The 19,144-nt window shown below is 63.6% G+C and carries 20 protein-coding genes; 17 read left to right on the top strand and 3 right to left on the bottom strand.

Features of this window, described 5'->3' with window-relative positions:
- Window positions 1-244 precede the first annotated feature (244 nt).
- From F561_RS0106375 to F561_RS0106325, 11 genes are all read left to right on the top strand, one after another.
- Window positions 245-1,945: an AfsR/SARP family transcriptional regulator gene (locus F561_RS0106375; RefSeq protein WP_019009118.1), complete on the top strand. Its 1,701-nt coding sequence runs from the start codon at window positions 245-247 to the stop codon at window positions 1,943-1,945.
- Between the two features lie 104 nt (window positions 1,946-2,049).
- Entirely contained in the window at window positions 2,050-2,673 is a 624-nt protein-coding gene (locus F561_RS0106370; protein ID WP_019009117.1) for an NUDIX domain-containing protein, read from the top strand.
- A complete protein-coding gene (locus F561_RS0106365) occupies window positions 2,670-3,314 on the top strand; it encodes an IMPACT family protein (RefSeq protein ID WP_019009116.1) in 645 nt (214 codons plus the stop codon). The genes F561_RS0106370 and F561_RS0106365 overlap by 4 nt, the downstream gene beginning before the upstream one ends.
- Window positions 3,315-3,463: 149 nt before the next feature.
- The gene (gene ispF / locus F561_RS0106360) at window positions 3,464-3,955 is read left to right on the top strand and encodes a 2-C-methyl-D-erythritol 2,4-cyclodiphosphate synthase (RefSeq protein ID WP_019009115.1); all 492 of its coding nucleotides are present in this window, start codon (window positions 3,464-3,466) and stop codon (window positions 3,953-3,955) included.
- A complete protein-coding gene (locus F561_RS0106355) occupies window positions 3,952-4,428 on the top strand; it encodes a tRNA (cytidine(34)-2'-O)-methyltransferase (protein WP_019009114.1) in 477 nt (158 codons plus the stop codon). The genes ispF and F561_RS0106355 overlap by 4 nt, the downstream gene beginning before the upstream one ends.
- A gap of 109 nt (window positions 4,429-4,537) precedes the next feature.
- On the top strand, window positions 4,538-5,803 hold the full coding sequence (locus F561_RS0106350) for an aminopeptidase (protein ID WP_019009113.1): 1,266 nt from the start codon (window positions 4,538-4,540) through the stop codon (window positions 5,801-5,803).
- A 94-nt stretch (window positions 5,804-5,897) separates the two neighbouring features.
- A complete protein-coding gene (locus tag F561_RS0106345) occupies window positions 5,898-6,479 on the top strand; it encodes a peptidylprolyl isomerase (RefSeq protein ID WP_019009112.1) in 582 nt (193 codons plus the stop codon).
- A gap of 287 nt (window positions 6,480-6,766) precedes the next feature.
- A complete protein-coding gene (locus tag F561_RS0106340) occupies window positions 6,767-7,270 on the top strand; it encodes a low molecular weight protein-tyrosine-phosphatase (RefSeq protein ID WP_157451617.1) in 504 nt (167 codons plus the stop codon).
- Between the two features lie 43 nt (window positions 7,271-7,313).
- A complete protein-coding gene (locus F561_RS0106335; RefSeq protein WP_019009110.1) occupies window positions 7,314-7,904 on the top strand; it encodes a Jag family protein in 591 nt (196 codons plus the stop codon).
- Window positions 7,905-7,909: 5 nt separating this feature from the next.
- Window positions 7,910-8,788 carry a peptide chain release factor N(5)-glutamine methyltransferase gene (gene prmC / locus F561_RS0106330; RefSeq protein ID WP_019009109.1) on the top strand — a complete coding sequence of 293 codons (879 nt, stop codon included), beginning with the start codon at window positions 7,910-7,912 and terminating at the stop codon, window positions 8,786-8,788.
- Window positions 8,789-8,832: 44 nt separating this feature from the next.
- Window positions 8,833-9,075 carry a hypothetical protein gene (locus F561_RS0106325; protein WP_019009108.1) on the top strand — a complete coding sequence of 81 codons (243 nt, stop codon included), beginning with the start codon at window positions 8,833-8,835 and terminating at the stop codon, window positions 9,073-9,075.
- A gap of 3 nt (window positions 9,076-9,078) precedes the next feature.
- On the opposite strand, the gene F561_RS0106320 is transcribed toward F561_RS0106325, so the two are convergent.
- A complete protein-coding gene (locus tag F561_RS0106320; RefSeq protein WP_211214796.1) occupies window positions 9,079-10,035 on the bottom strand; it encodes a DUF1152 domain-containing protein in 957 nt (318 codons plus the stop codon).
- A 453-nt stretch (window positions 10,036-10,488) separates the two neighbouring features.
- Between F561_RS0106320 and purC the strand changes: the two genes are divergently transcribed.
- The 6 genes from purC (at window position 10,489) to purF (ending at window position 16,523) form a co-directional block, all read left to right on the top strand.
- A complete protein-coding gene (gene purC, locus F561_RS0106315) occupies window positions 10,489-11,232 on the top strand; it encodes a phosphoribosylaminoimidazolesuccinocarboxamide synthase (protein WP_019009106.1) in 744 nt (247 codons plus the stop codon).
- 120 nt (window positions 11,233-11,352) lie between these two features.
- Window positions 11,353-11,655: a phosphoribosylformylglycinamidine synthase subunit PurS gene (gene purS, locus F561_RS0106310; RefSeq protein WP_019009105.1), complete on the top strand. Its 303-nt coding sequence runs from the start codon at window positions 11,353-11,355 to the stop codon at window positions 11,653-11,655.
- Complete coding sequence (gene purQ / locus F561_RS0106305; RefSeq protein WP_019009104.1) at window positions 11,652-12,335, top strand: phosphoribosylformylglycinamidine synthase subunit PurQ; 684 nt, start codon at window positions 11,652-11,654, stop codon at window positions 12,333-12,335. Before purS ends, purQ begins: the two co-directional genes overlap by 4 nt.
- Complete coding sequence (locus tag F561_RS0106300) at window positions 12,332-12,823, top strand: DinB family protein (protein ID WP_019009103.1); 492 nt, start codon at window positions 12,332-12,334, stop codon at window positions 12,821-12,823. Before purQ ends, F561_RS0106300 begins: the two co-directional genes overlap by 4 nt.
- Window positions 12,820-15,066, top strand: a complete 2,247-nt coding sequence (purL, locus tag F561_RS0106295) for a phosphoribosylformylglycinamidine synthase subunit PurL (protein WP_019009102.1) — start codon at window positions 12,820-12,822, stop codon at window positions 15,064-15,066. The genes F561_RS0106300 and purL overlap by 4 nt, the downstream gene beginning before the upstream one ends.
- Window positions 15,066-16,523, top strand: coding sequence for an amidophosphoribosyltransferase (gene purF / locus F561_RS0106290; protein WP_019009101.1), 1,458 nt, complete (start codon window positions 15,066-15,068; stop codon window positions 16,521-16,523). The genes purL and purF overlap by 1 nt, the downstream gene beginning before the upstream one ends.
- Before the next feature lie 86 nt (window positions 16,524-16,609).
- Here purF and F561_RS0106285 read toward each other — a convergent pair whose 3' ends face one another.
- Window positions 16,610-17,494: a universal stress protein gene (locus tag F561_RS0106285; protein ID WP_019009100.1), complete on the bottom strand. Its 885-nt coding sequence runs from the start codon at window positions 17,492-17,494 to the stop codon at window positions 16,610-16,612.
- Window positions 17,491-18,987 (bottom strand): APC family permease, encoded by a 1,497-nt coding sequence (locus F561_RS0106280; protein WP_026298636.1) that lies wholly within the window; start codon window positions 18,985-18,987, stop codon window positions 17,491-17,493. The genes F561_RS0106285 and F561_RS0106280 overlap by 4 nt, the downstream gene beginning before the upstream one ends.
- Window positions 18,988-19,144 lie beyond the last annotated feature (157 nt).

Raw genomic sequence — 19,144 nt, 5'->3', positions numbered from 1 at the left:
GGCTGAAGTTCATGCCCAGAGACTAGTAAGCAGGCCGTGAGGTGACACGATGACTCCCCCGAATCAAATAGAAACTGCTTTTGAATCGGGAAATTACCGGTCTGTCATCACACTTGCCGCCGAATTACAACAGATGGACGCAGCAACATGGCGCATGTTGGGATTGTCACATCTTCGCCTACGCGAGTTTGAGATGGCTGAGACACCGTTAACCCGAGCTTCAATCTTGGGTGACCATGAGGCCATGATCGAGTTGGGGAACCTGATGCGCCTGATGGGCCGTTTTGAAGAGGCCGCGCAGCATTTTGCTCATCTGGGACCAATGCCTGCTGGAGAACTGAGTTTGCGGCTTCAGAGATGGTGGGGAACGACAGAGTTTCAGATGGGACAGGTGGATTCCGGACTGGCCCGCTGCGAAAAAGCGTGGCACGGCTATATGTCTCTGGGTGACGACGAATTGACTGGACGAATAACCCAGACGTTGGCACAGATGTACAGCGTTCTGGGCAATGTCTCCCGCGCCCTGCAACTTAATAAAGAAGCCCTACGTGTTTTAAGCGTGGACCCGATTCCTTACCCCCGCCTCTCTACTTTGCAGAGCATTGCCAGTATTTATACACAGGCCCGTCTGCCCGAAGACGCGGAAATCTATATCAGAGAAGCGCGTCAGATTCTGGCCAACCCGGAATATTATTCAGACCAATGGATGATCCTGATTCTGTCCAATGAGGCAGATATTTACCGCATGAAGGAAGACCGTCCACGAACCCTGAGGGCACTGCTGGAACTCCGCGCCCTGGTCGAGGGGTCTGAAGAATATGAATCGCGCATCTGGGTCGCCTCCCGACTGGCCGAATTTCACAGCGAGCAGGGGCAATTTGCACAGGCACTGGAAGCCCTGCACGCTGGCGTGGACGCTGGCGAGGAGTTGCCTCCCGCTCTGCTGGTCACACGCGGCGTGGTCTTCCGGCGGCGCGGGCAGATAGAACTGGCCCTGCTGGATTTCGAGGCGGCCCTGCCCGGTGTGCGGGAATCGGGCGACTCGCATCTGCTGACGCGGGCGCTGCTGCACCTCTCCGATTCTCTGCGGCGTGCCGGGCGAAATCAGGAATCGGTGGAGGTGCTGCGCGAGGGGCTGGAGCGCCTGCTACAGGACAAGGACAAGGCCCGCTTCCGGCCCGACCTGGAGGAACTGGCGGAACTGACCCACAGCGCCATGCTGGAACCGGACGTGGCCCCGTTTATGGAAGCCGTGATTGAAAAAATTGCGACCCTGACCGGCAGTGTGCCGCTGGACGAGGAACGCCTGACGCATGCCCAGGTAGAAACGCTGGGGCGAACCCGCGTGGTGGTGGGCGGGCAGGCCGTATCGCTGACCCTGCACGGCAGCGCCCTGATGCTGGTCTATCTGGCGCGGCATCCGGGGCGCACCCGGCAGGAAATTCAGCTGGATCTGTACCCCGATAAAGACCCGGTGGCCGGATCGAACTACATCCGCAGCGTGATTCGGGAACTGCGGGAGGCACTGGGCAAGGGAGCCGTCGTTCACGCCGGGCCGCACAATATGCCGCGCTACTCGCTGGGGCCGGGCCTCAGCCTCACGCTGGACGTACAGGAAGTGGAACTGGCCCTAGAGCGCGGCGATATGGCCCGGATGCTGGCGCTGTACCGGGGGCCGTTTCTGAAAACTGTGACCGACAGCGAATGGGCCGACGATCTGCGCGAGCAACTGCAGACGGCGGTCACGGGGGCCATTCGCAGCCAGATGCGCCGGGCACGGGAAGCGGGCGACCTGAAACGCGCCCTTCTGCTGGCAAACCAGTTGCTCCGCGTCGATCCCTACGACCCCGAGGTGCTGGCCGAACGGGTGGAAGTGGCACGCGGCGTGGCTTCTCCGCAAGAAATTGCGCGGTATGTGGTGGAGATGCAGCGGATGGGATCATGAATTGGGGTATGGATTGTGGGATGTGGGAGGGAGGAAAGACGCAGGAGCCGCTCAAACTACGTTCCATGCAGGCAAAAAAGCTTTAAAGCGCGTAGCCTGAGCATATGACGGGCAACGGAGACGGGAACGCCGGAAGCAGCGGCGACATGCACGCCAACTGGCCCACGCTGGTGCCTGATGAGGCTCAGCCCTGGCAAACGCTGGAATCGCGGGAACTGGTGCCGGGGCCGCGTTCGGTGGTGCTGGACCGGGTGGATATGGGCGGCGGGCTGGAGGGGCACTATCAGTACCGTCCACGCGGTCCCCGCGCCATTTTCGTGCTGCCCATCACGGCGCAGGGGCAGGGCGTGCTGATCCGGCAATACCGCTATCCGCTGCGGGCCACCGTGTGGGAAGTGGTGGCGGGCGGCGTGGAGCGCGGCGAGGAACTGCACGCGGCAGCCGTGCGCGAACTGCGCGAAGAGGTGGGCGGGATGGCAAGCGAATGGGTGGCCCTGCCGGGGTTTTATCCGCAGCCCAGCATCAGCGGCGTGATTTTTTATCCGTGGCTGGCTCTGGGCGTGGAACTGGGCGACACGGCGCACGAGGAAACCGAAGTCATTGAGCGCGTGGTGTTGCCGCTACCCGACATTTACGCCCTGCTGGACGCGGGCCAGATTCTGGACGGCCCCAGCAGCCTGACCCTCTGGCACGCACGGCGCTTGCTTCAGGAGCGCGGGCTTCTTTGAGCGTGACTCTGGAACTGCCCGACCTTCCGCCGCCGTTTACCACTCTGGCCGCCCCACACCGCCACAGCACCGTGATCGAGGGCAGCGAGTTTCTGGCCTTTGCGGAACGGGCCGACTCGGTGCCGGAGGCGTTGGCGCAGTTGGCCGCGCTGCGGGCACGCTACCCCGACGCCACCCATCACTGCTGGGCCTACCAGATTGGCCCCCTGTACCGCTTCAGCGATGACGGCGAACCGGGCGGCACGGCGGGCGCACCCATACTGCGGGCCATCGGTGGGCAGGGCATAGATCACGCGATGGTAGTAGTTATCCGCTATTACGGTGGCACCAAACTGGGCACGGGCGGGCTGGTGCGGGCCTACGGCGGGGCGGCAGCCGAGTGCCTCAGAACCGCGCCGCGTGTGCTGGTGCGGGGGCGCGTGACCCTGCGCGTGGGCGTGGGCTTTGGGCATCTCAGCGCCCTGTATCACCTGCTGGGCAGCGTGGACGCCGTGCGCGGCGAGGAAGAATTCACGGCGGCGGGCGTGCTGCTGCCCGTGGCCCTGTACCCGGAAGACGCGCCCGCCTTTGCACAGGCCCTCACGGACGCGACAAGCGGGGGGGCGACGGTGGAGGTGGTGGAGGATGGAGTTGAAAGGTGAACCCCCCCGTTGCTGACGCAACGCCCCCCTTAAAGGGGAGGACAAAAGAACTTTCGCTCCCCTTTAAGGGGGGATGGCTGCGAAGCAGACTGGGGGGTTGACACACGGCGTCGCTCTGACTCTGATCCGGCACGCTTTAGACTCCCCGAATGACCCACTCCCCCACCCTGCCCTACCGCATCGGATTTGGAGAAGATGCCCACCGCCTTTCCGGGGGCCGCCCACTGATTCTGGGCGGTATACCGATTCCCAACGCCGAAAAGGGCGCGGTAGCCCACAGCGACGGAGACGCCGTGCTGCACGCGGTGGCCGACGCGCTGCTGTCTGCGCTGGCACTGGGCGACATCGGCCAGTATTTTCCCGACACCGACTCGGCGTACAAGGGGATGGATTCGGCGGTGATCGTGGCGCGGGCGCTGGAGCTGGTGCAGGAACGCGGCTACACGCCTGCAAACGTGGCGTTGGTGGTCACGCTGGATAGGCCCAAGCTGGGGCCGCTGCGGGATCAGATTGCCCAGAATGTGGCGACGTTGCTGGGCCTGCCTGAGTCGGAGGTGGGCGTGAGCTTCAAGACCTCCGAGGGACTGGCCCCCGAGCATGTGCAGACGCGGGTCACGCTGCTGCTGGTGCGCTCTGCATGACCACTGAACTTCCTGCCGCCCCCCTCCTGCACGTCGTCCTGTTCGAGCCGGAGAAGGCCGGAAACGTGGGCAACGTGGCCCGCACCTGCTCGGTGTTGGGGGCAGAGCTGCACCTGATTCGGCCTTTTGGTTTCCACCTGCATGACCGCGAATTTCGGCGGGCCGTGATGGACTACATGGAGGGCGTAACCCTGCACGAACACGCGAGCTGGACGGCATTCGCGGCCACCCTGCCGCCCACGGCGCGGGTCTGGGCCTTCAGCACGCACGGCACGCAACTGCACACGCGGGCAGGCTTTCAGCGCGGCGACTACCTGCTGTTCGGTCCCGAATCGCGTGGCCTTCCCGCTTGGCTGCGCGACGCCCTGCCCCGGCTGAAGCTGCCGCAACCCGGCGGGGGCCGCAGCCTGAATCTGGCGGTGGCAGCGGGCGTGGCAGCGTTCGAGGCAGGGCGGCAGATTGAGGGGTGGTGAGGGAAGTGTGGTAAAGGCATTGAATGCTTGCCGGAGCCTGACCACATCAGCCTTATTGGACCCTTAGACCCTTAAGGCCCAGATAGCCCAAAACGCCTACAGTCTGGGTATGTCTTCTCCAAATCCTCAATCTTCCGACTTTGAAGCCAAGCTTGCCCGCTACGCCGACCTGCTGGTGCGCGTGGGCGTGGGTCTGACGGCTGGCGGCAAAGTCCGCATTACCGCACCGGTGGACGCCGCCCCGTTTGCCCGCCTGGTGCAGCGGGCCGCCTACCGAGCTGGAGCGCTGGACGCCCGCGTGGTCTACGCCGATGCGCACACTGATCTGGCCCTGTACGAAGACGGCAGCGATGAGGCTGTGGCCTTCCTTCCAACCTGGCAGGCGCAGGAGCGGGAAGCGATGGTGGCCGACGGCTACGCCTTTATCGGCATTGTGGGCGAAGATCCCTCGCTGCTGGCAGGCGTGGACGGAGGCCGTGTAGCACGGCGCAGCAAGGCGATGGCGCAGGCATTCCAGAAGGTCAGCGAGGCCACCGGAAACTTTGAGGTGAGCTGGACAGTGGCCGCCATCGCCACTCCCGCCTGGGCGCAGGCCATCTTTCCCGAGCTGCCGGAAGCCGACGCCGTGGCCCGCCTCTGGGACGATATTTTTGCCGTGACCCGCGTGGATCTGCCTGATCCGGTGGGCGCATGGCAGACGCACCTTGAGGGCCTGCAAGCCCGCACGGACCGCCTGAACGAGCAGCGCTTCACGGCCCTGCACTTTCAGGGCGAACTGGGCACTGACCTGACGGTAGGGCTGGCCGAAGGACACTTCTGGCAGGGCGGCGCAGAGCGGGCCAAAAACGGTGTGCTGGGCGTGCCCAACTTTCCCACCGACGAGGTGTTTACGGCCCCGCACCGTGACCGGGTAGACGGCGTGGCCGTTGCCAGCAAGCCCCTCAGCGTGCGCGGGCAACTGGTGGAAGGCATCCGGGTCCGCTTTGAAGGAGGCCGCGCCGTGGAGGTCAACGCCACTCGCGGCGAAGACACCCTGCGCCAACTGATCGCCACCGACGAGGGCGCGGCCCGCCTGGGCGAGGTGGCGCTGGTGCCCGCGAGCGCACCCGTGGCCCGCACCGGAACCCTGTTTCTGAACACGCTGTTCGACGAAAACGCGGCCAGCCATATTGCACTGGGCCGCGCCTACCCGACCACTGTCCGGCCCGACCTGATCGGGGCCACCGAATCTGAGACCTCTTTTGCCGACCTGGGCGGCAACCACAGCCTGATTCACGTGGACTGGATGATTGGCAGCCCCGGCATGAATGTGGACGGCGTGCGGGAAGACGGCAGCCGCGAAGCCCTGATGCGCGGCGGCGAATGGGTGATCTGAGAGCCGATCACCCCGGCACCCCCCAAGGTCAAACCTCAGTTCTCTTCATCATCCTGAAAGCTGACTGTGTGACTTGGCCCGCTACAATGCCACTATGAGCGACACTTACACCGACCTGCCTCAAGGCTTTGCCGTTACGCCCGAACTCAGCGCAGAGCGCCAGATTCGTTTCACCGCTGCCCCCGAACTGGGCGACGGCATCGAACCCGGCAAGGATTACCGCGCCGTGCTGGACACCAGCAAAGGCCGCCTGATCGTCGATCTGTTTGCCGACGACGCGCCCGTGACGGTCAACTCTTTTGCCTACCTGCTGCGCCACCACTACTACGACGGCATCAAGTTCCACCGCGTCATCGACGGCTTCATGGCGCAGGCGGGCGACCCCACCGGCACCGGCAGCGGCGGCCCCGGCTACGATTTTGAAGACGAGTTCGGCAGCGACCACCGCCACGACGGAAAAGGCGTGCTGAGCATGGCGAACCGTGGCCCCGGCACCAACGGCTCTCAGTTCTTCATCACCTTTACCGCCACGCCGCACCTGAACGGCAAGCACACCGTCTTCGGCCGCATCGTGGAAGGGCTGGACGTGCTGGACCGCCTCACCCGCATTCAGCCCGGCTACCCCGGCACGCCCGACGTGATCGAGAAGGCATTTTTGATCGAGCGTAACCAGTAATACAGATTCCGGTTGAACAGTTCTGACAGAACTGCGAAACCCGACGAGCAGGAAAAAGGACGGATTCCAGAATGGAGTTAGCTTTTGGTGGTGTTCCAAAAGATAACGGAATGGCCGGAATCCGTATAACAGAGCAGGAAAACCGCTCATGGTGAGTGGGAGCGGATAAAAGATGGATTGTGGAGGGTGGATCGTGGGTCGTGGGCAACTGCGGCTGCGATCCACCTTCTGCGTTTTGCGTTTGGGTTGACGTTGCGTGCCAATCCCCACCGTCCCACAATATCCACATGACCCCTGTTCTTCCGATGCGCGTGCTGGCCCTCTGCCTCGGCAACATCTGCCGTTCTCCGGTGGCCGAGGCCCTGCTGCGGCGCGAGTTGGCTGCACAGGGCGTGGAAGCTGTGGTGGACAGCGCAGGCACGGGTGACTGGCATGTGGGCAGACCCGCCGATCCGCGCAGCATCGAGGTGGCGCGGCGGCATGGAGTCCGGCTGAGCGGCAGGGCGCGGCAGTTGCTCCGGCGCGATTTTGCCGACTACGACCTGATTCTGGCAATGGATTCGCAGAATGCAGCCGAGGCCCGCGCTCTGGCCGGATCACCTGGAGCCGCCGCCCGCGTGCGCCTGATGCGCGACTTTGACCCCCTCGCCCCCGGCGCGGATGTGCCCGACCCCTATCTGGGGGGGAAGGAAAGCTTCGAGAGCATGTACGAGATGCTGGAACGCAGCGCAAGAGAGTTTGCGAGGCAGGCCGCCCGACCGCAGAGCGCCGTTCACGCTGACCGAATCTGAATCTGAGAGAGAAGCGTGAGAATTACGCGGTAAAGTGTGGATCATGGACAACCGCACGAACCTCGACGACTATCTCGCGGGCTTAGGGATCAGCGAGGCCGACGAGGACGAGGTCACGCCGCCGCCGCCTGCGAGTGACGCCCCCGCAGACGCTTTACCCGCTGAAGGCACCCTGAACGAAGACCCCAGAGAGGTCTTGGAACGCTTCCTGAACGCCCTGACCAGCCGGATGGACGCCACCCTCGCCGTATCGGTGCAGCAGACCGAAGACGCGCTGGAAGCCGAGATCACGGGTGAGAACGCCGCCAAACTCGCCGGACGCGACGGGCGGCTGCTGGGGGCCATCGAGATCATCGCCTATACGGTGCTGGCAAAGCAGGCAGGCCGCAGTGATCTGCGCGTGCGAATCGATGTGGGCGGCTTCCGCAAGCGGCAGGCCGATACCCTGACCAAACTGGCCGAGCGCCTCGCCATTCAGGTTGCCAAGAGCGGCGAGCCGCACGAGCTTCAGCCGATGCCTGCCAGTGAGCGCCGCGTGATTCATATTGCCCTCAAGGAACACCCGGACGTGATGAGCGAATCGGTGGGCGAAGGCGCTTCCCGCCGCCTGATGATTCGGCCCCGGCACGGTTAGAGCGATTGGAATTGCCTTCCGAAAGCATCAAAACCTGGCAGATTCGGGCCACCTCGCGCCTTGCGGAGGCGGGCCTGCCTTCCCCCAAGACCGATGCGCGGGAACTGCTGAAATTTGTGCTGGGACTGGATGACACGGCCCTGTTCCTGTCTTCCGACCGGGAAGTTTCGGCTGTTCAGGCCGGGCAGCTCCCGGCCCTGATTGAGGCCAGAGCCGCCCGGATTCCCTTACAACACCTCCTGGGTGAGGTGGAATGGGGCGGCGTGCGCCTGAAATCAGATCGGCGGGCGCTGATTCCTCGCCCCGAAACCGAATGGCTGCTGCATCTGGCACTGGAAGCCCTGCGCGGCCTCCCCACTCCCCGCGTGCTGGATGTGGGCACGGGCACGGGCGCTCTGGCACTGGGCCTCAAATTCGCTCGCCCCGACGCCGCCGTGACCGCCTCCGACCTCAGCTCCGACGCTTTGGCCTTGGCACAGGAAAACGCCGCACTGAACGGGCTGGACGTGCAATTTGCACAGACTGATTTGCTCCGAGGCATCTCTGGCCCCTTCGACCTGATCGTCAGCAATCCGCCCTACCTGCCCGACGCCGACCAGCACAGCGCCGACCCGGAAGTCCGGCACGATCCGGCCCTGGCCCTGTACGCCGGAGCAGACGGCCTGAGCGTGGCGCGGCCTCTCTTGGCGCAGGCACGGGCGGCCCTGACCGGATCAACAAGGGCTGGGGGCGGCGTGCTCCTGCTGGAACTTGACCCCCGCAACGCTCCTACACTGGCTGCCGAAGCCCGCGATCTGGGTGCAGTGGCCGACGTGTTGCCTGATCTGGCAGGCCGTGAACGCTTCGTGCGAATCATTTGGCCGCCCATAACTTCCACAAACTGACCTCTATCTGAACAGGCGTTCTTCTAAAAGCTCTATTCTGAGTCATGGCCCGCATCTACGTTCGCGTCTCCGGCAGCGAACTGACGCTGCACCACGGCCCCGGCGTGTATATCAGCCGGGAGAGGCTGGAACGGTTTATTACGCGCCGACGGTGGCTGCTGATCGAAGTGGACAAGCGCGAAACCGAGCGTTGGCGCCTGCCACAGGGCCAGACCGTGCAGATCAGCCGGGGCCACCGGGAACACGATTGGCGCGTGGACTGGGTGCGGCGGCTTCAGGGGGCGTGAAGCTCAGAGAGGAAGCGCATGGTGAGGCCGGATGTTGACCGACTCACGGTGAGTCCGAATCACCTGATCAACCTCCGACATGGTCAATGTGTCCATCAAGGCTTCTCGATATTGCAATCGGCGGGCCACTGGACCAAGTTCGTAGCACCAATACTGCGCCATCAACGGATTGATCCACAGTTCTGAACCATGCGTACGACCTGTCGCGTGATAATCACCATATTGACCGTCCACCGCACTCAGAATGCTGCTGTTGACGATGCTGACATGACGCGGCATCTGCCGAAAAACCGCTTCGCAGGCCGCCCGGTAAAGTTGCACCGGCTTTTGCTCTGGCGTCAGGCTGAACGACCCCAGATAAGCCCCAGCGCGGGTCAGTTCCGCCGTTGCTTCCAGCACATTCCAGTGGCTGACCCCATGAAAGTGGTCTATGCCAAAGCCCAAAGACACCATGTATGTTTTCAGTTCTGGTCGTTCATGTAACAACTCGTTCACCGCGCATAGGCTCACGGCATCCTCGTGAGGCGTGCCCAAATCCACCTCATCGCCGCGCATCAGGGCGTCTGTACCGCCATCGACCAGAATGATGGTGTCTAGGCTCAAATGCTCGGCCAAAGCCCGGTAAGCAGCCAGGAGAGGCTGTACACCAGTTTTGCTCAGCGCAAAGACACGCGGTATTTCGCCCTGAGATCCCAGCCAGCAAGACAGATAATATTCCGGAAAATACGCGCCCTCGGATACCCGGAACTCTGGCGTGACTTCGGTGAGTGCTGGGGCCAAAGGATGCGGAGCCAGTGGGGAAAACGACGTAAAAGACAGATTGCACAGGGTGACTTCCATCCCTTCGGACCGCAACGCGAAATACAGTGGCAAGCCGCAGAACACGTCAAATCCGCCCCCCATTCCAGCAATCAAGACCCGGCGGGAATCCTTGATGGCCGAGAAAAATGGGGGCTGCAAGCTATTCAGCATAGGCGGAATGCTCTCACATTCTTGGATCTCATACACCCCAATCTGTTGATGCCCCCCAATTGTCTGTCCCCCCACCCCCGTCCAGCCCGCATGAACAACCCCGCCCCGGCCCCGGCTGAGGGTGTTAAGGTGGTGTACGGCAGTGCGTGCCAAGTTGGCGCGTTTCTGTACATCTCCGCTGCCCCAGGCAGTTCTTCCAGTTGCGTCCCGTGAGACGCCCCGACCTGACACCCAGGTTGGTGAGCCTGTCCGAGAGACGGTGATGGAGGTTCCACACATGTTCAGCACCGCAACCTTCGAGCGTTGCCCCGGTCAGACCTGGGGAGACGCCCGTTCTACTTTGATGCCCCGGTGCTTAGTCGCCAAACAAAGTGTTACTCAAGAAGGTGCTGCTCGACAGACCGCCAGCAACGCCGAAGCCGCCACATCAGGAGAGCAACCATGACCCAGCCCGCCGACTTTCAGCCCCACCCCGACCTCGGTGAACTGCGCTACGAAGGCAAGGCCAAGCGCGTGTATGCCACCCCCGACCCCGCCGTGTACATCGTGGAATACAAGGACGACGCCACCGCCTTCAACGGCGTGAAAAAGGCCCAGATCGGCGGCAAGGGAGCCATCAACAACGCGATCACGGCGGCCATCTATCCGCAACTGGAGGCGGCAGGCATTCCCACGCACTTCATAGAAAAGCTGAGCGAGCGCGAGCAGCGGGTCAAGGCCGTGGAGATCGTGCCCGTCGAAGTGATCGTGCGGAACGTGGCGGCGGGCAGCTTTTCCAAGCGGCTGAACATCGAGGAAGGCACGCCCCTGTCCCGGCCTGTGGTGGAGTACTGCTACAAATCCGACGCGCTGGGTGATCCCCTGATCAATACCGATACCGCCGTCAGCCTGGGCTGGGCCACCGAAACAGAACTGGCCCGCATTCGTGAACTGGCCCTTCAGGTGCAGGGGTTCCTGACGCCGTTTTTCCTGAAACGCGGCATCAAACTGATCGATTTCAAGCTGGAATTCGGCAAGCTGGCCGACGGCTCTATCGTGCTGGCCGACGAAATCAGCCCCGATACCTGCCGCTTCTGGGATGCCGAAACGAACGAGAAGATGGACAAAGACCGCTTCCGCCGTGATCTGGGCGGCGTAGAAGACGCGTATGCCGAGATGCTCAGGCGCGTGACGCAGGACGTTTAAGAGTCGGGGGGAGATGGAAGGGTACGCTGCTGCCTTTGCCTCTTGCCTCTCCAAAAACCTGTCTACATCCCTTCTTTGCCTTTCTTCGCCCCTCGCCAGCTGAATCTCCTAGGAGCCACCATGTCCCCCGAACCCACCAAGACCTACCAAGCCACAGTGTTTCAAGCCAAAGTCTTCGTCACCCTTAAGCCGTCCATTCTTGATCCGCAGGGGCGCACCGTCGAACGTGCCCTGTCTCATCTGGGACAGCAGGCCAGCGGTGTGCGCGTGGGCAAACTGATCGAACTGCAACTGGAAGGCGAGCGCGGAGAGGTGGAAACCCGCCTGCAAGACATGGCCGTGAACGTGCTGAGCAACCCCGTGATGGAAGACGTGCGCTGGGAGCTGGAAGAAGCCCCCGTGCAGGCGGTGGCGGGCGCGTGAACGTCGCCGTCATCCAGTTTCCCGGTTCCAACTGCGACGGCGACGCCCTGCACGCGGCCCGCCTGACGCTTGATCCCGACGCCCAGTTCGTGTGGCACACCGACGATGGGCTGCCCGCCGGAACCGATCTGGTCTTTTTGCCCGGCGGATTCTCCTACGGCGACCACCTGCGAAGCGGCGCGATTGCCGCCCGTAGCCCGATCATGAACGCGGTCAAGGCCCACGCCGAACGCGGCGGCTACGTGCTGGGCGTGTGCAACGGCTTTCAGGTGCTGACAGAATCGGGCCTGTTGCCGGGGGCACTGAGCCGCAATACCGACCTGCACTTCCTGTGCCGCCCGGTGCATCTGCGGGTAGAAACCACCGATACTGCCTTCACGGGCGCGTACACGGCGGGCCAGATCATCGAAATTCCGATTGCCCACGGCGAGGGCAACTACTACGCCGACGCCGAAACCGTGGCGCGGCTGGAAGGCAACGGACAGGTCATTTTCCGGTACGTGGACAACCCCAACGGCAGCCTGAACGACATCGCCGGGATTGTGAGCGAGCGCGGCAATGTGCTGGGCATGATGCCGCACCCCGAGCGGGCCGTGGAAGCCCTGCTGGGCAGCGAAGACGGGCGCGGGCTGTTCGAGTCTCTGAAAGGGGTACTGGGCAAGGGAGTTTTGGTCAAATGACGGGCCTACAACTCCCCTCCCTACAGCACTTCCTGGCCGAGCAGTACACCGCCGAGCTTCAGGCATTCCGCGCCGTGTTGGACGCTGTTCCGGCAGAAGCTTTTGCCGCCGCCAACTTGGGCCACAGCCCCGCGTGGCACGCCCTGCACATCTCGGAATGGGTGCGCCTGACCGTGCTGCAAGACCGCACGCCGAATTATCACCATCTGGGCTGGGAAGACAAGCCGTGGGTGGGGCCAATGGGCACCGAAGCCGCGCCGCTGAACGAACAGGCAGACAAGGCCGCGATTCTGGCCCAGTTGGATGAAATCGGCGCAGCAGCCGTGGCCTATCTGGCCGCCGCCAGTGACGCCGATCTGGCAGGCATGACCTTTTCTCCCAGCGCCCCCACCGGAGAGCGCCCCCGCCTCGCCGCGCTGGGACTGCATGTGCGGCACATCGCGTACCACCGAGGGCAAGTGGCCCTCAGCCGCAAGGAGCAAGCATGACCGCAAGCGTTCCATCTCTCCGTGACCGCGCCGGAACTTTTGGCCTCAGTGAAGGCGAATACGACCTGCTTGTAGAAGGCATTGGCCGCGAGCCGAACGCGCTGGAAGCCGCCATCGTGGGCGCGATGTGGTCGGAGCACTGCGGGTACAAGAACTCCCGGCCCCTGTTCAGCGCCTTCCCCACCACCGGGCCGCAGGTTTTGCAAGGCCCCGGCGAAAATGCGGGCGTGGTGGACATTGGCGACGGCTGGGGCGTGGCCTTCAAGATGGAATCTCACAACCATCCCAGCGCCGTGGAACCCGTGCAGGGCGCGGCCACGGGCGTGGGCGGCATCCTGCGCGACATCTTTGCGATGGGCGCACGGCCCTTTGCGGTGCTGGACAGCCTGCGCTTTGGCGACCCCGACAGCCCCCGCACCCGCTTTCTGGTCAACGGTGTGGTAGACGGCATCGCCCATTACGGCAACGCAATCGGCGTGCCCACGGTGGGCGGCGAAGTCACCTTTCACCCCAGCTATCAGGAAAACCCACTGGTGAACGTGATGGCCCTCGGCCTGCTGCGCCACGAAGACCTTGCCAAAGGCACGATGGGCGAGGTAGGCAACCGGATCGTGTATGTGGGCAGCAAAACCGGGCGCGATGGACTGGGCGGCGCGGTGTTCGCCTCTGCCGACCTGAGCGACGCCAGCCAAGCTGACCGCCCCGCCGTGCAGGTGGGCGATCCGTTTATGGAAAAACTGCTGCTGGAAGCCACGCTGGACGTGATCAACGCGGGCGTGGTGGCAGGCGTACAGGACATGGGCGCGGCTGGATTGGTGTCCAGCACCTGCGAGATGGCCTACCGTGCGGGCCTCGGCATCACGATGGACCTGGACCGCGTGCCCACCCGCGAATCGGGCATGGTGCCGATGGAACTGTGCCTCTCGGAATCTCAGGAACGCATGATTCTGGTGCCGGTGCCGGGGCGTGAGGATGAAATGCACGCCCTGCTGGACAAGTGGGAACTGGACGTGATCGACATTGGTCAGGTGGAAGCCCATGACCGCTACCGCCTGACCTGGCGCGGCGAGGTGGTCTGTGATCTTCCCGTGGCCCTGCTGAACGAAGCGCCGAAATACACCCGCGAGGGCGTGGAATCCGAAGAGATCAGGGCCGCCCGCGAGCGCGACCTGAGCGGCCTGCCTGTGCCCGCCGATCTGGGCAGCGTGCTGCTGCAACTGCTGGCACACCCCACCATTGCCAGCAAACGGCCCATTTACGAGCGATTCGACCATCAGGTGATGACCAATACGGTGGTCGTGCCCGGAGCCGCTGACGCCGCCGTGCTGCGCGTGAAGGGATCAAGCAAGGGCGTGGCGGCCACGTCGGACTGCAACCCGCGTTTTGTGCAGCTTGACCCGTACACCGGGGCCGCCGCCGCCGTGGCCGAGGCCGCCCGCAACCTCGCCTGCGTGGGCGCGACCCCACTTGCCATCACCGACAACCTGAACTTTGGCAACCCGCACCGCCCCGAGGTGTACTACCAGCTTCAGCAGGCGGTGCAGGGCATTGCCGACGCCTGCCGCGCCCTGAATACCCCGGTCACGGGCGGTAACGTGAGCCTGTACAACCAGTACGTAGACCAGACCACGGGCCGCACCGTGGCGATTCACCCCACCCCCACGATTGGCATGGTGGGCGTGCTGCCTGATGTGGCGGTGCGGGCCACCCTGAATCTCAAGGCAGCGGGCCAGACGCTGTATCTGCTGGGCACTGCATTGGCCGAGAATGATGGCGACTCTATCGGGGCGAGCCAGTACCTCGAAACTGTGCATGGGCTGGAAGCGGGCCGCGTGCCTGCCCTGGACCTCGATCTGGAAGCCCGCGTGATCGCCGGAACGCTGGCCCTGATCCGCACGCACCTCACCGACACCGCCCACGACTGCGCCGAAGGTGGCCTGGCGGTGGCTCTGGCCGAAATGGGCATGGCAAGCGGCGTGGGCCTTCAGGTCAGCCTGCCCGGAACTGCCCGCGCCGACGCCCTGCTGTACGGGGAAGCCCACAGCCGCGTGGTGGTGGCCGTGACCGACACCGAGGCCACCGAACGCACCCTGACGGGCCTGAACGTGCCTTTCGTGCGTCTCGGCCTCAGCGGCGGTGACAGCGTGACCATTTCGTTGCCCGAGCAGGACATACAGTTGAGCGTGAAACTGACGGAACTGAAAGCCGCCTATGACGCGCCCCTGCGGGAGATTCTGGGATGATGATCGGGGACAACTGGACGGACGCTGGAGACGTGGACGCCGAATTTGACCCCGCCCTCGACAAGCCGCGTGAGGAATGCGGCGTGTTCGGCATGTATTCGCCCCACGCGCTCGACCTGGCGTGGCTCACCTACCTCGGTATTTTTGCCCTGCAACACCGGGGGCAGGAAGCGGCGGGCATGTGCGTGTCCGACGGCGACAAGTTCCATGTGGAAAAAGACCTCGGATTGGTCACGCAGGTCTTTGACGAGCGGCGGCTGGAGCGGGTACGGCTGCCTAATGCCCGCGTCAGCATCGGGCATGTGCGCTACTCCACCACCGGCAGCAACCTGCGCTTCAATGCCCAGCCCCTCACGACCCGCACCAACAAGGGCATTCTGGGCCTCGCACACAACGGCAACTTTGTGAATGCCCGCGAGGTTCGCAACCAGATGTTGATGGAAGGCGCACTGTTTGCCACCACCAACGACTCCGAGGTGATGCTGAACCTGATCGCCCGCGAAAGTCATATGGATCTGGTGGAGGCCACCGCCGGGGCCATGCAGCAACTGAAGGGCGGCTACGCCTGCGTGCTGATGAGCCGCACGGCCCTGATCGGATTCCGCGACCCCAACGGCGTGCGGCCCCTCGTGATCGGGCAGCGCGACGACGGCGCATACGTGATCGCTTCCGAACCCTGCGCCCTGTACACGGTGGGCGCGAGGTTGCTGCGCGACGTGTTGCCCGGAGAACTCGTGTGGGTCGATGAGGGCGGCCTGCACAGCCTGATGGTGCACCCCGCCGCGCCGACCCCCTGCGCCTTCGAGTGGATTTATTTTGCCCGCAGCGACGGAGAACTGGACGGTGTGGATACCTACGCCAGCCGCATCCGCATGGGCATTCAACTGGCCCGCGAACATCCTGTAGAGGCCGATGTGGTGGTACCTGTGCCCGATTCCGGCATCGGCGCGGCCATCGGTTATGCCCGTGAAAGTGGCCTGCCCTTCGAGTTCGGCCTCTCCAAAAATCCTTATGCGGGCCGCACCTTTATTGCGCCCACACAGGAAGCCCGTGACCTGAAAGTGCGGATGAAGCTCTCGCCCACCAGCGCCGTGCGCGGCAAACGGGTAATTCTGGTCGATGACTCGATTGTGCGCGGCACGACTTCCAGCCTGATCGTGAACCTGCTGCGCGACGCCGGGGCCACCGAGGTGCATTTCCGGGTGTCCAGCCCGCCCATCAAACACCCCTGCTTTTACGGCATCGATACGGCGGCCCGCAAGGAACTCGTTGCCAGCACGCACAGTCTGGAGCAGATTCGGGAACTGATCGGAGCCGATACGCTGGCCTTCATCAGCGAGCGCGGTTTGGCCGAGGCGGTCAGCGGCCCCGGCCTGTGCCTCGCGTGCTTCAATGGCCACTACCCGGCAGGCACGCCCCTGCTGAACGACGTGGATAAGCTGGCTCTGGAAGTTTAAGCTTCTGTCCTGAACAAGCGGCCCAAAGAACATCTCCCAGTCATTCAATTCGACTGGGAGATGTTCTTTCCAAACTCTGTCCCGACCTACCCCACTTTGGGCAGCACCAGCACCGGCACGGGTGAGGCGCGAATGATCTTGCTGGCGTTGGAACCCAGAAACACGCGGGCCAGCATCCCCATGCGACTCGATCCCAGCGCCAAGACCTCGCCGGGTTGCCACTCCACCTGCCCCAGCGCTTCCTCCCAGGATTCGCCGTCGGCCATCGCCACGCTGATGGGCGGCGAGTGCCCCGCCAACTGCTCCTGGAGGCGTTCCAGCGCGGCCTGCGTGCGTTCGCGCCAGGCGTCGACGATCATGTTTTCGGCTTTGTAACCCGCCAACGAGGGATACATCTGGCGGTCTCGCACCGCGAAGGCCACCACCCGCAGCGGCACGCCCAGACGCCCCGCCAGCCGCAACGCTTCCAGCACCGTGCTGTTGGAAATCTCGGTTCCGGCATACGCGCAGCTCAGGCGGGTGAGCTGTTGCCCCGGCAGTGCCTCAAAGCCCTGTGGAGCCAGCGCCACCGGCAGGCTGGACAGATGCAAAATCTCGCTGGAGACGCTGCCGAGGCTGAGGCGTCCGCTGACTCCGGCCCGCGCCGACCCCACCACCAGCACGTCGGCCCCGGCCTGCGCCGCCGCTTCGCTGAGGCCCACAGTGGCCGATTTGGCCGCGTGCTTGAGGTACTGCACGCCTTCGGCCTCACCCAGCAGGGCCTGTGCGCCTGCCAGCGTTTCCTGGGCGTGCTCTGCCAGGTAATCGGCGTATTCCTGATCCACTGGGCTGAGGGCCGGGTGGTTCCAGACTTCCGGGACAACGGTACACACGATCAGTTGACCCTGAGGGCGTGCCGTCAGCAGGCGGCCCAGCGCCAGCGCTTCAGCTCCGGCCTGATCGGCGGCGTAGCCCACCAACACGGTGGTCATGGTTGACCTTGCCGCTGCGGCATCCGCTTGGCCTGACCCAGCTTGGAATGACGCATGCCGTAAGCGAAGTAACCCACCAGCGCGATGGCCATCCAGATAAAGAACACCTGATAGGTGGTGGTGGGCAGGTCTTTGACGATGAACAGGCAGACCGCCACGCTGAGCAGCGGAATGGGCCACGGGCCAAAGGGCAGCTTGAAGCCGCGCTCCAGATGGGGAGCTTTGTAGCGCATGACGATCACGCCGACAGACACCAGCGAAAAGGCCACCAGCGTGCCCATGCTGACCATATCCCAGAGGTATCCCGAGTCCACGAACCCACCGACCAGACCCACCAGCACGCACACGACCACCGTATTGAACACCGGAGCCAGGGTGCGCGGATTGACCGAATGGAAGGCTTTGGGAATCAGACCGTCGCGGCCAATGGCAAACAGGATGCGCGTCTGGCCGTAGATCGTGACCAGCGTGACGCTGAACACCGAGATGACCGCGCCCGCCGACAGCAACACCGCAGGCCACTTGGCATGCAGCACGTTCTGCAAAATGACCGCCAGGCCCGCTTCCTGATCCTTGAAGGCCGAGGCAGGCTGCGCCCCCATCGCGGCCACACACACGATGATATAGGCGGCCACCACAATCACGAGAGCCAGAATGATGCCCAGCGGCACATTGCGCTTGGGATTCTTGACCTCTGCGCCCGCCGTTGCCACCGTGTCCAGACCGATAAACGAGAAGAAAATGGTGCCCGCCGCTGCCACGATGCCGACCTTGTTGCCCGCGACATCGGTGCCGCTGAGGCCGAAGGGGTTGAAGGGCACGAAATTGCTGGACTTGAAAGCCGCCAACGCCACCGCCGCGAAAAACAGCAGAATAGAAACCTTGATCATGACCATGATGGCGTTGATGGCCGCCGACTCGCGTGCGCCGCGCAGCAGCAACACGCAGCACATCGTGACCAGAATGACGGGAGGCAAATTGAAGTGTCCGGCGTGAATCTCCAGGCCAGCGTCGCCGCGCACCAGCATGGGCGAGCGCAGGGCTTCGGGAATGCTCCATCCGGTGGCATTGGTCAGAAAATTGTTCAGGTACTCCGACCAGCCGATAGAAGTGGCGCTGGCCGCCAGTGCATATTCCAGCAGCAGGCACGCCCCCACGATGTAGGCCGCGAATTCTCCGATAGTCACGTAGGTGTACGAATAGGCCGACCCGGACGCCGGAATACTGGAGGCCAGTTCGGCATAACACAGCGCGGTCAGGGCCGCCGCCACGCCCGCCAGAATAAACGACCAGATCACGGCGGGGCCTGCTTTGGGCACAGCTTCGGCCATCGCAAAAAAGATGCCGGTGCCGATGGTGGCCCCGACTCCCAGCATCACCAGCGAAAACAGATTCAGAGAGCGGCCCAATTCGCCGTGTCCTCCGTGCCCACTCCCCGCTTCTGCATCCGCAGCCTTGGTCAGCATCAGCCTTTGCCAGATAGTTGGATTCATTCGGTTTCTCCTCCAATCAACAGCCATGACGTTGCTCAGGCGACCCAGCGCTCAGCAACCCAGGGGGTAGGGTTCGGCACAGATCAACCGCCCGAACAAACTCGTAAAGTTTGAAAGTCACCGCTCCAACATTTGCCAAGAAATGAGCCGAGAGATT

Origin of the sequence: Deinococcus aquatilis DSM 23025, from assembly GCF_000378445.1 — a bacterium.
Classification (GTDB): Bacteria; Deinococcota; Deinococci; order Deinococcales; family Deinococcaceae; genus Deinococcus; species Deinococcus aquatilis.
The sequence above is the reverse complement of the archived record's forward strand: the minus strand, read 5'-3'. Positions and strand labels throughout refer to the sequence as shown.

What these genes read in the sequence shown, in the direction of transcription:
- purF (WP_019009101.1), top strand. Translation starts at nt 15,066, where the DNA reads ATGATCGGGGACAACTGGACGGACGCTGGAGACGTGGACGCCGAATTT.
- F561_RS0106335 (WP_019009110.1), top strand. Translation starts at nt 7,314, where the DNA reads ATGGACAACCGCACGAACCTCGACGACTATCTCGCGGGCTTAGGGATC.
- F561_RS0106350 (WP_019009113.1), top strand. Translation starts at nt 4,538, where the DNA reads ATGTCTTCTCCAAATCCTCAATCTTCCGACTTTGAAGCCAAGCTTGCC.
- ispF (WP_019009115.1), top strand. Translation starts at nt 3,464, where the DNA reads ATGACCCACTCCCCCACCCTGCCCTACCGCATCGGATTTGGAGAAGAT.
- F561_RS0106355 (WP_019009114.1), top strand. Translation starts at nt 3,952, where the DNA reads ATGACCACTGAACTTCCTGCCGCCCCCCTCCTGCACGTCGTCCTGTTC.
- F561_RS0106375 (WP_019009118.1), top strand. Translation starts at nt 245, where the DNA reads ATGATCGAGTTGGGGAACCTGATGCGCCTGATGGGCCGTTTTGAAGAG.
- F561_RS0106300 (WP_019009103.1), top strand. Translation starts at nt 12,332, where the DNA reads ATGACGGGCCTACAACTCCCCTCCCTACAGCACTTCCTGGCCGAGCAG.
- purL (WP_019009102.1), top strand. Translation starts at nt 12,820, where the DNA reads ATGACCGCAAGCGTTCCATCTCTCCGTGACCGCGCCGGAACTTTTGGC.
- F561_RS0106340 (WP_157451617.1), top strand. Translation starts at nt 6,767, where the DNA reads ATGACCCCTGTTCTTCCGATGCGCGTGCTGGCCCTCTGCCTCGGCAAC.
- F561_RS0106345 (WP_019009112.1), top strand. Translation starts at nt 5,898, where the DNA reads ATGAGCGACACTTACACCGACCTGCCTCAAGGCTTTGCCGTTACGCCC.
- F561_RS0106325 (WP_019009108.1), top strand. Translation starts at nt 8,833, where the DNA reads ATGGCCCGCATCTACGTTCGCGTCTCCGGCAGCGAACTGACGCTGCAC.
- F561_RS0106280 (WP_026298636.1), bottom strand. Translation starts at nt 18,987, where the DNA reads ATGAATCCAACTATCTGGCAAAGGCTGATGCTGACCAAGGCTGCGGAT.
- F561_RS0106285 (WP_019009100.1), bottom strand. Translation starts at nt 17,494, where the DNA reads ATGACCACCGTGTTGGTGGGCTACGCCGCCGATCAGGCCGGAGCTGAA.
- purS (WP_019009105.1), top strand. Translation starts at nt 11,353, where the DNA reads ATGTCCCCCGAACCCACCAAGACCTACCAAGCCACAGTGTTTCAAGCC.
- F561_RS0106370 (WP_019009117.1), top strand. Translation starts at nt 2,050, where the DNA reads ATGACGGGCAACGGAGACGGGAACGCCGGAAGCAGCGGCGACATGCAC.
- purC (WP_019009106.1), top strand. Translation starts at nt 10,489, where the DNA reads ATGACCCAGCCCGCCGACTTTCAGCCCCACCCCGACCTCGGTGAACTG.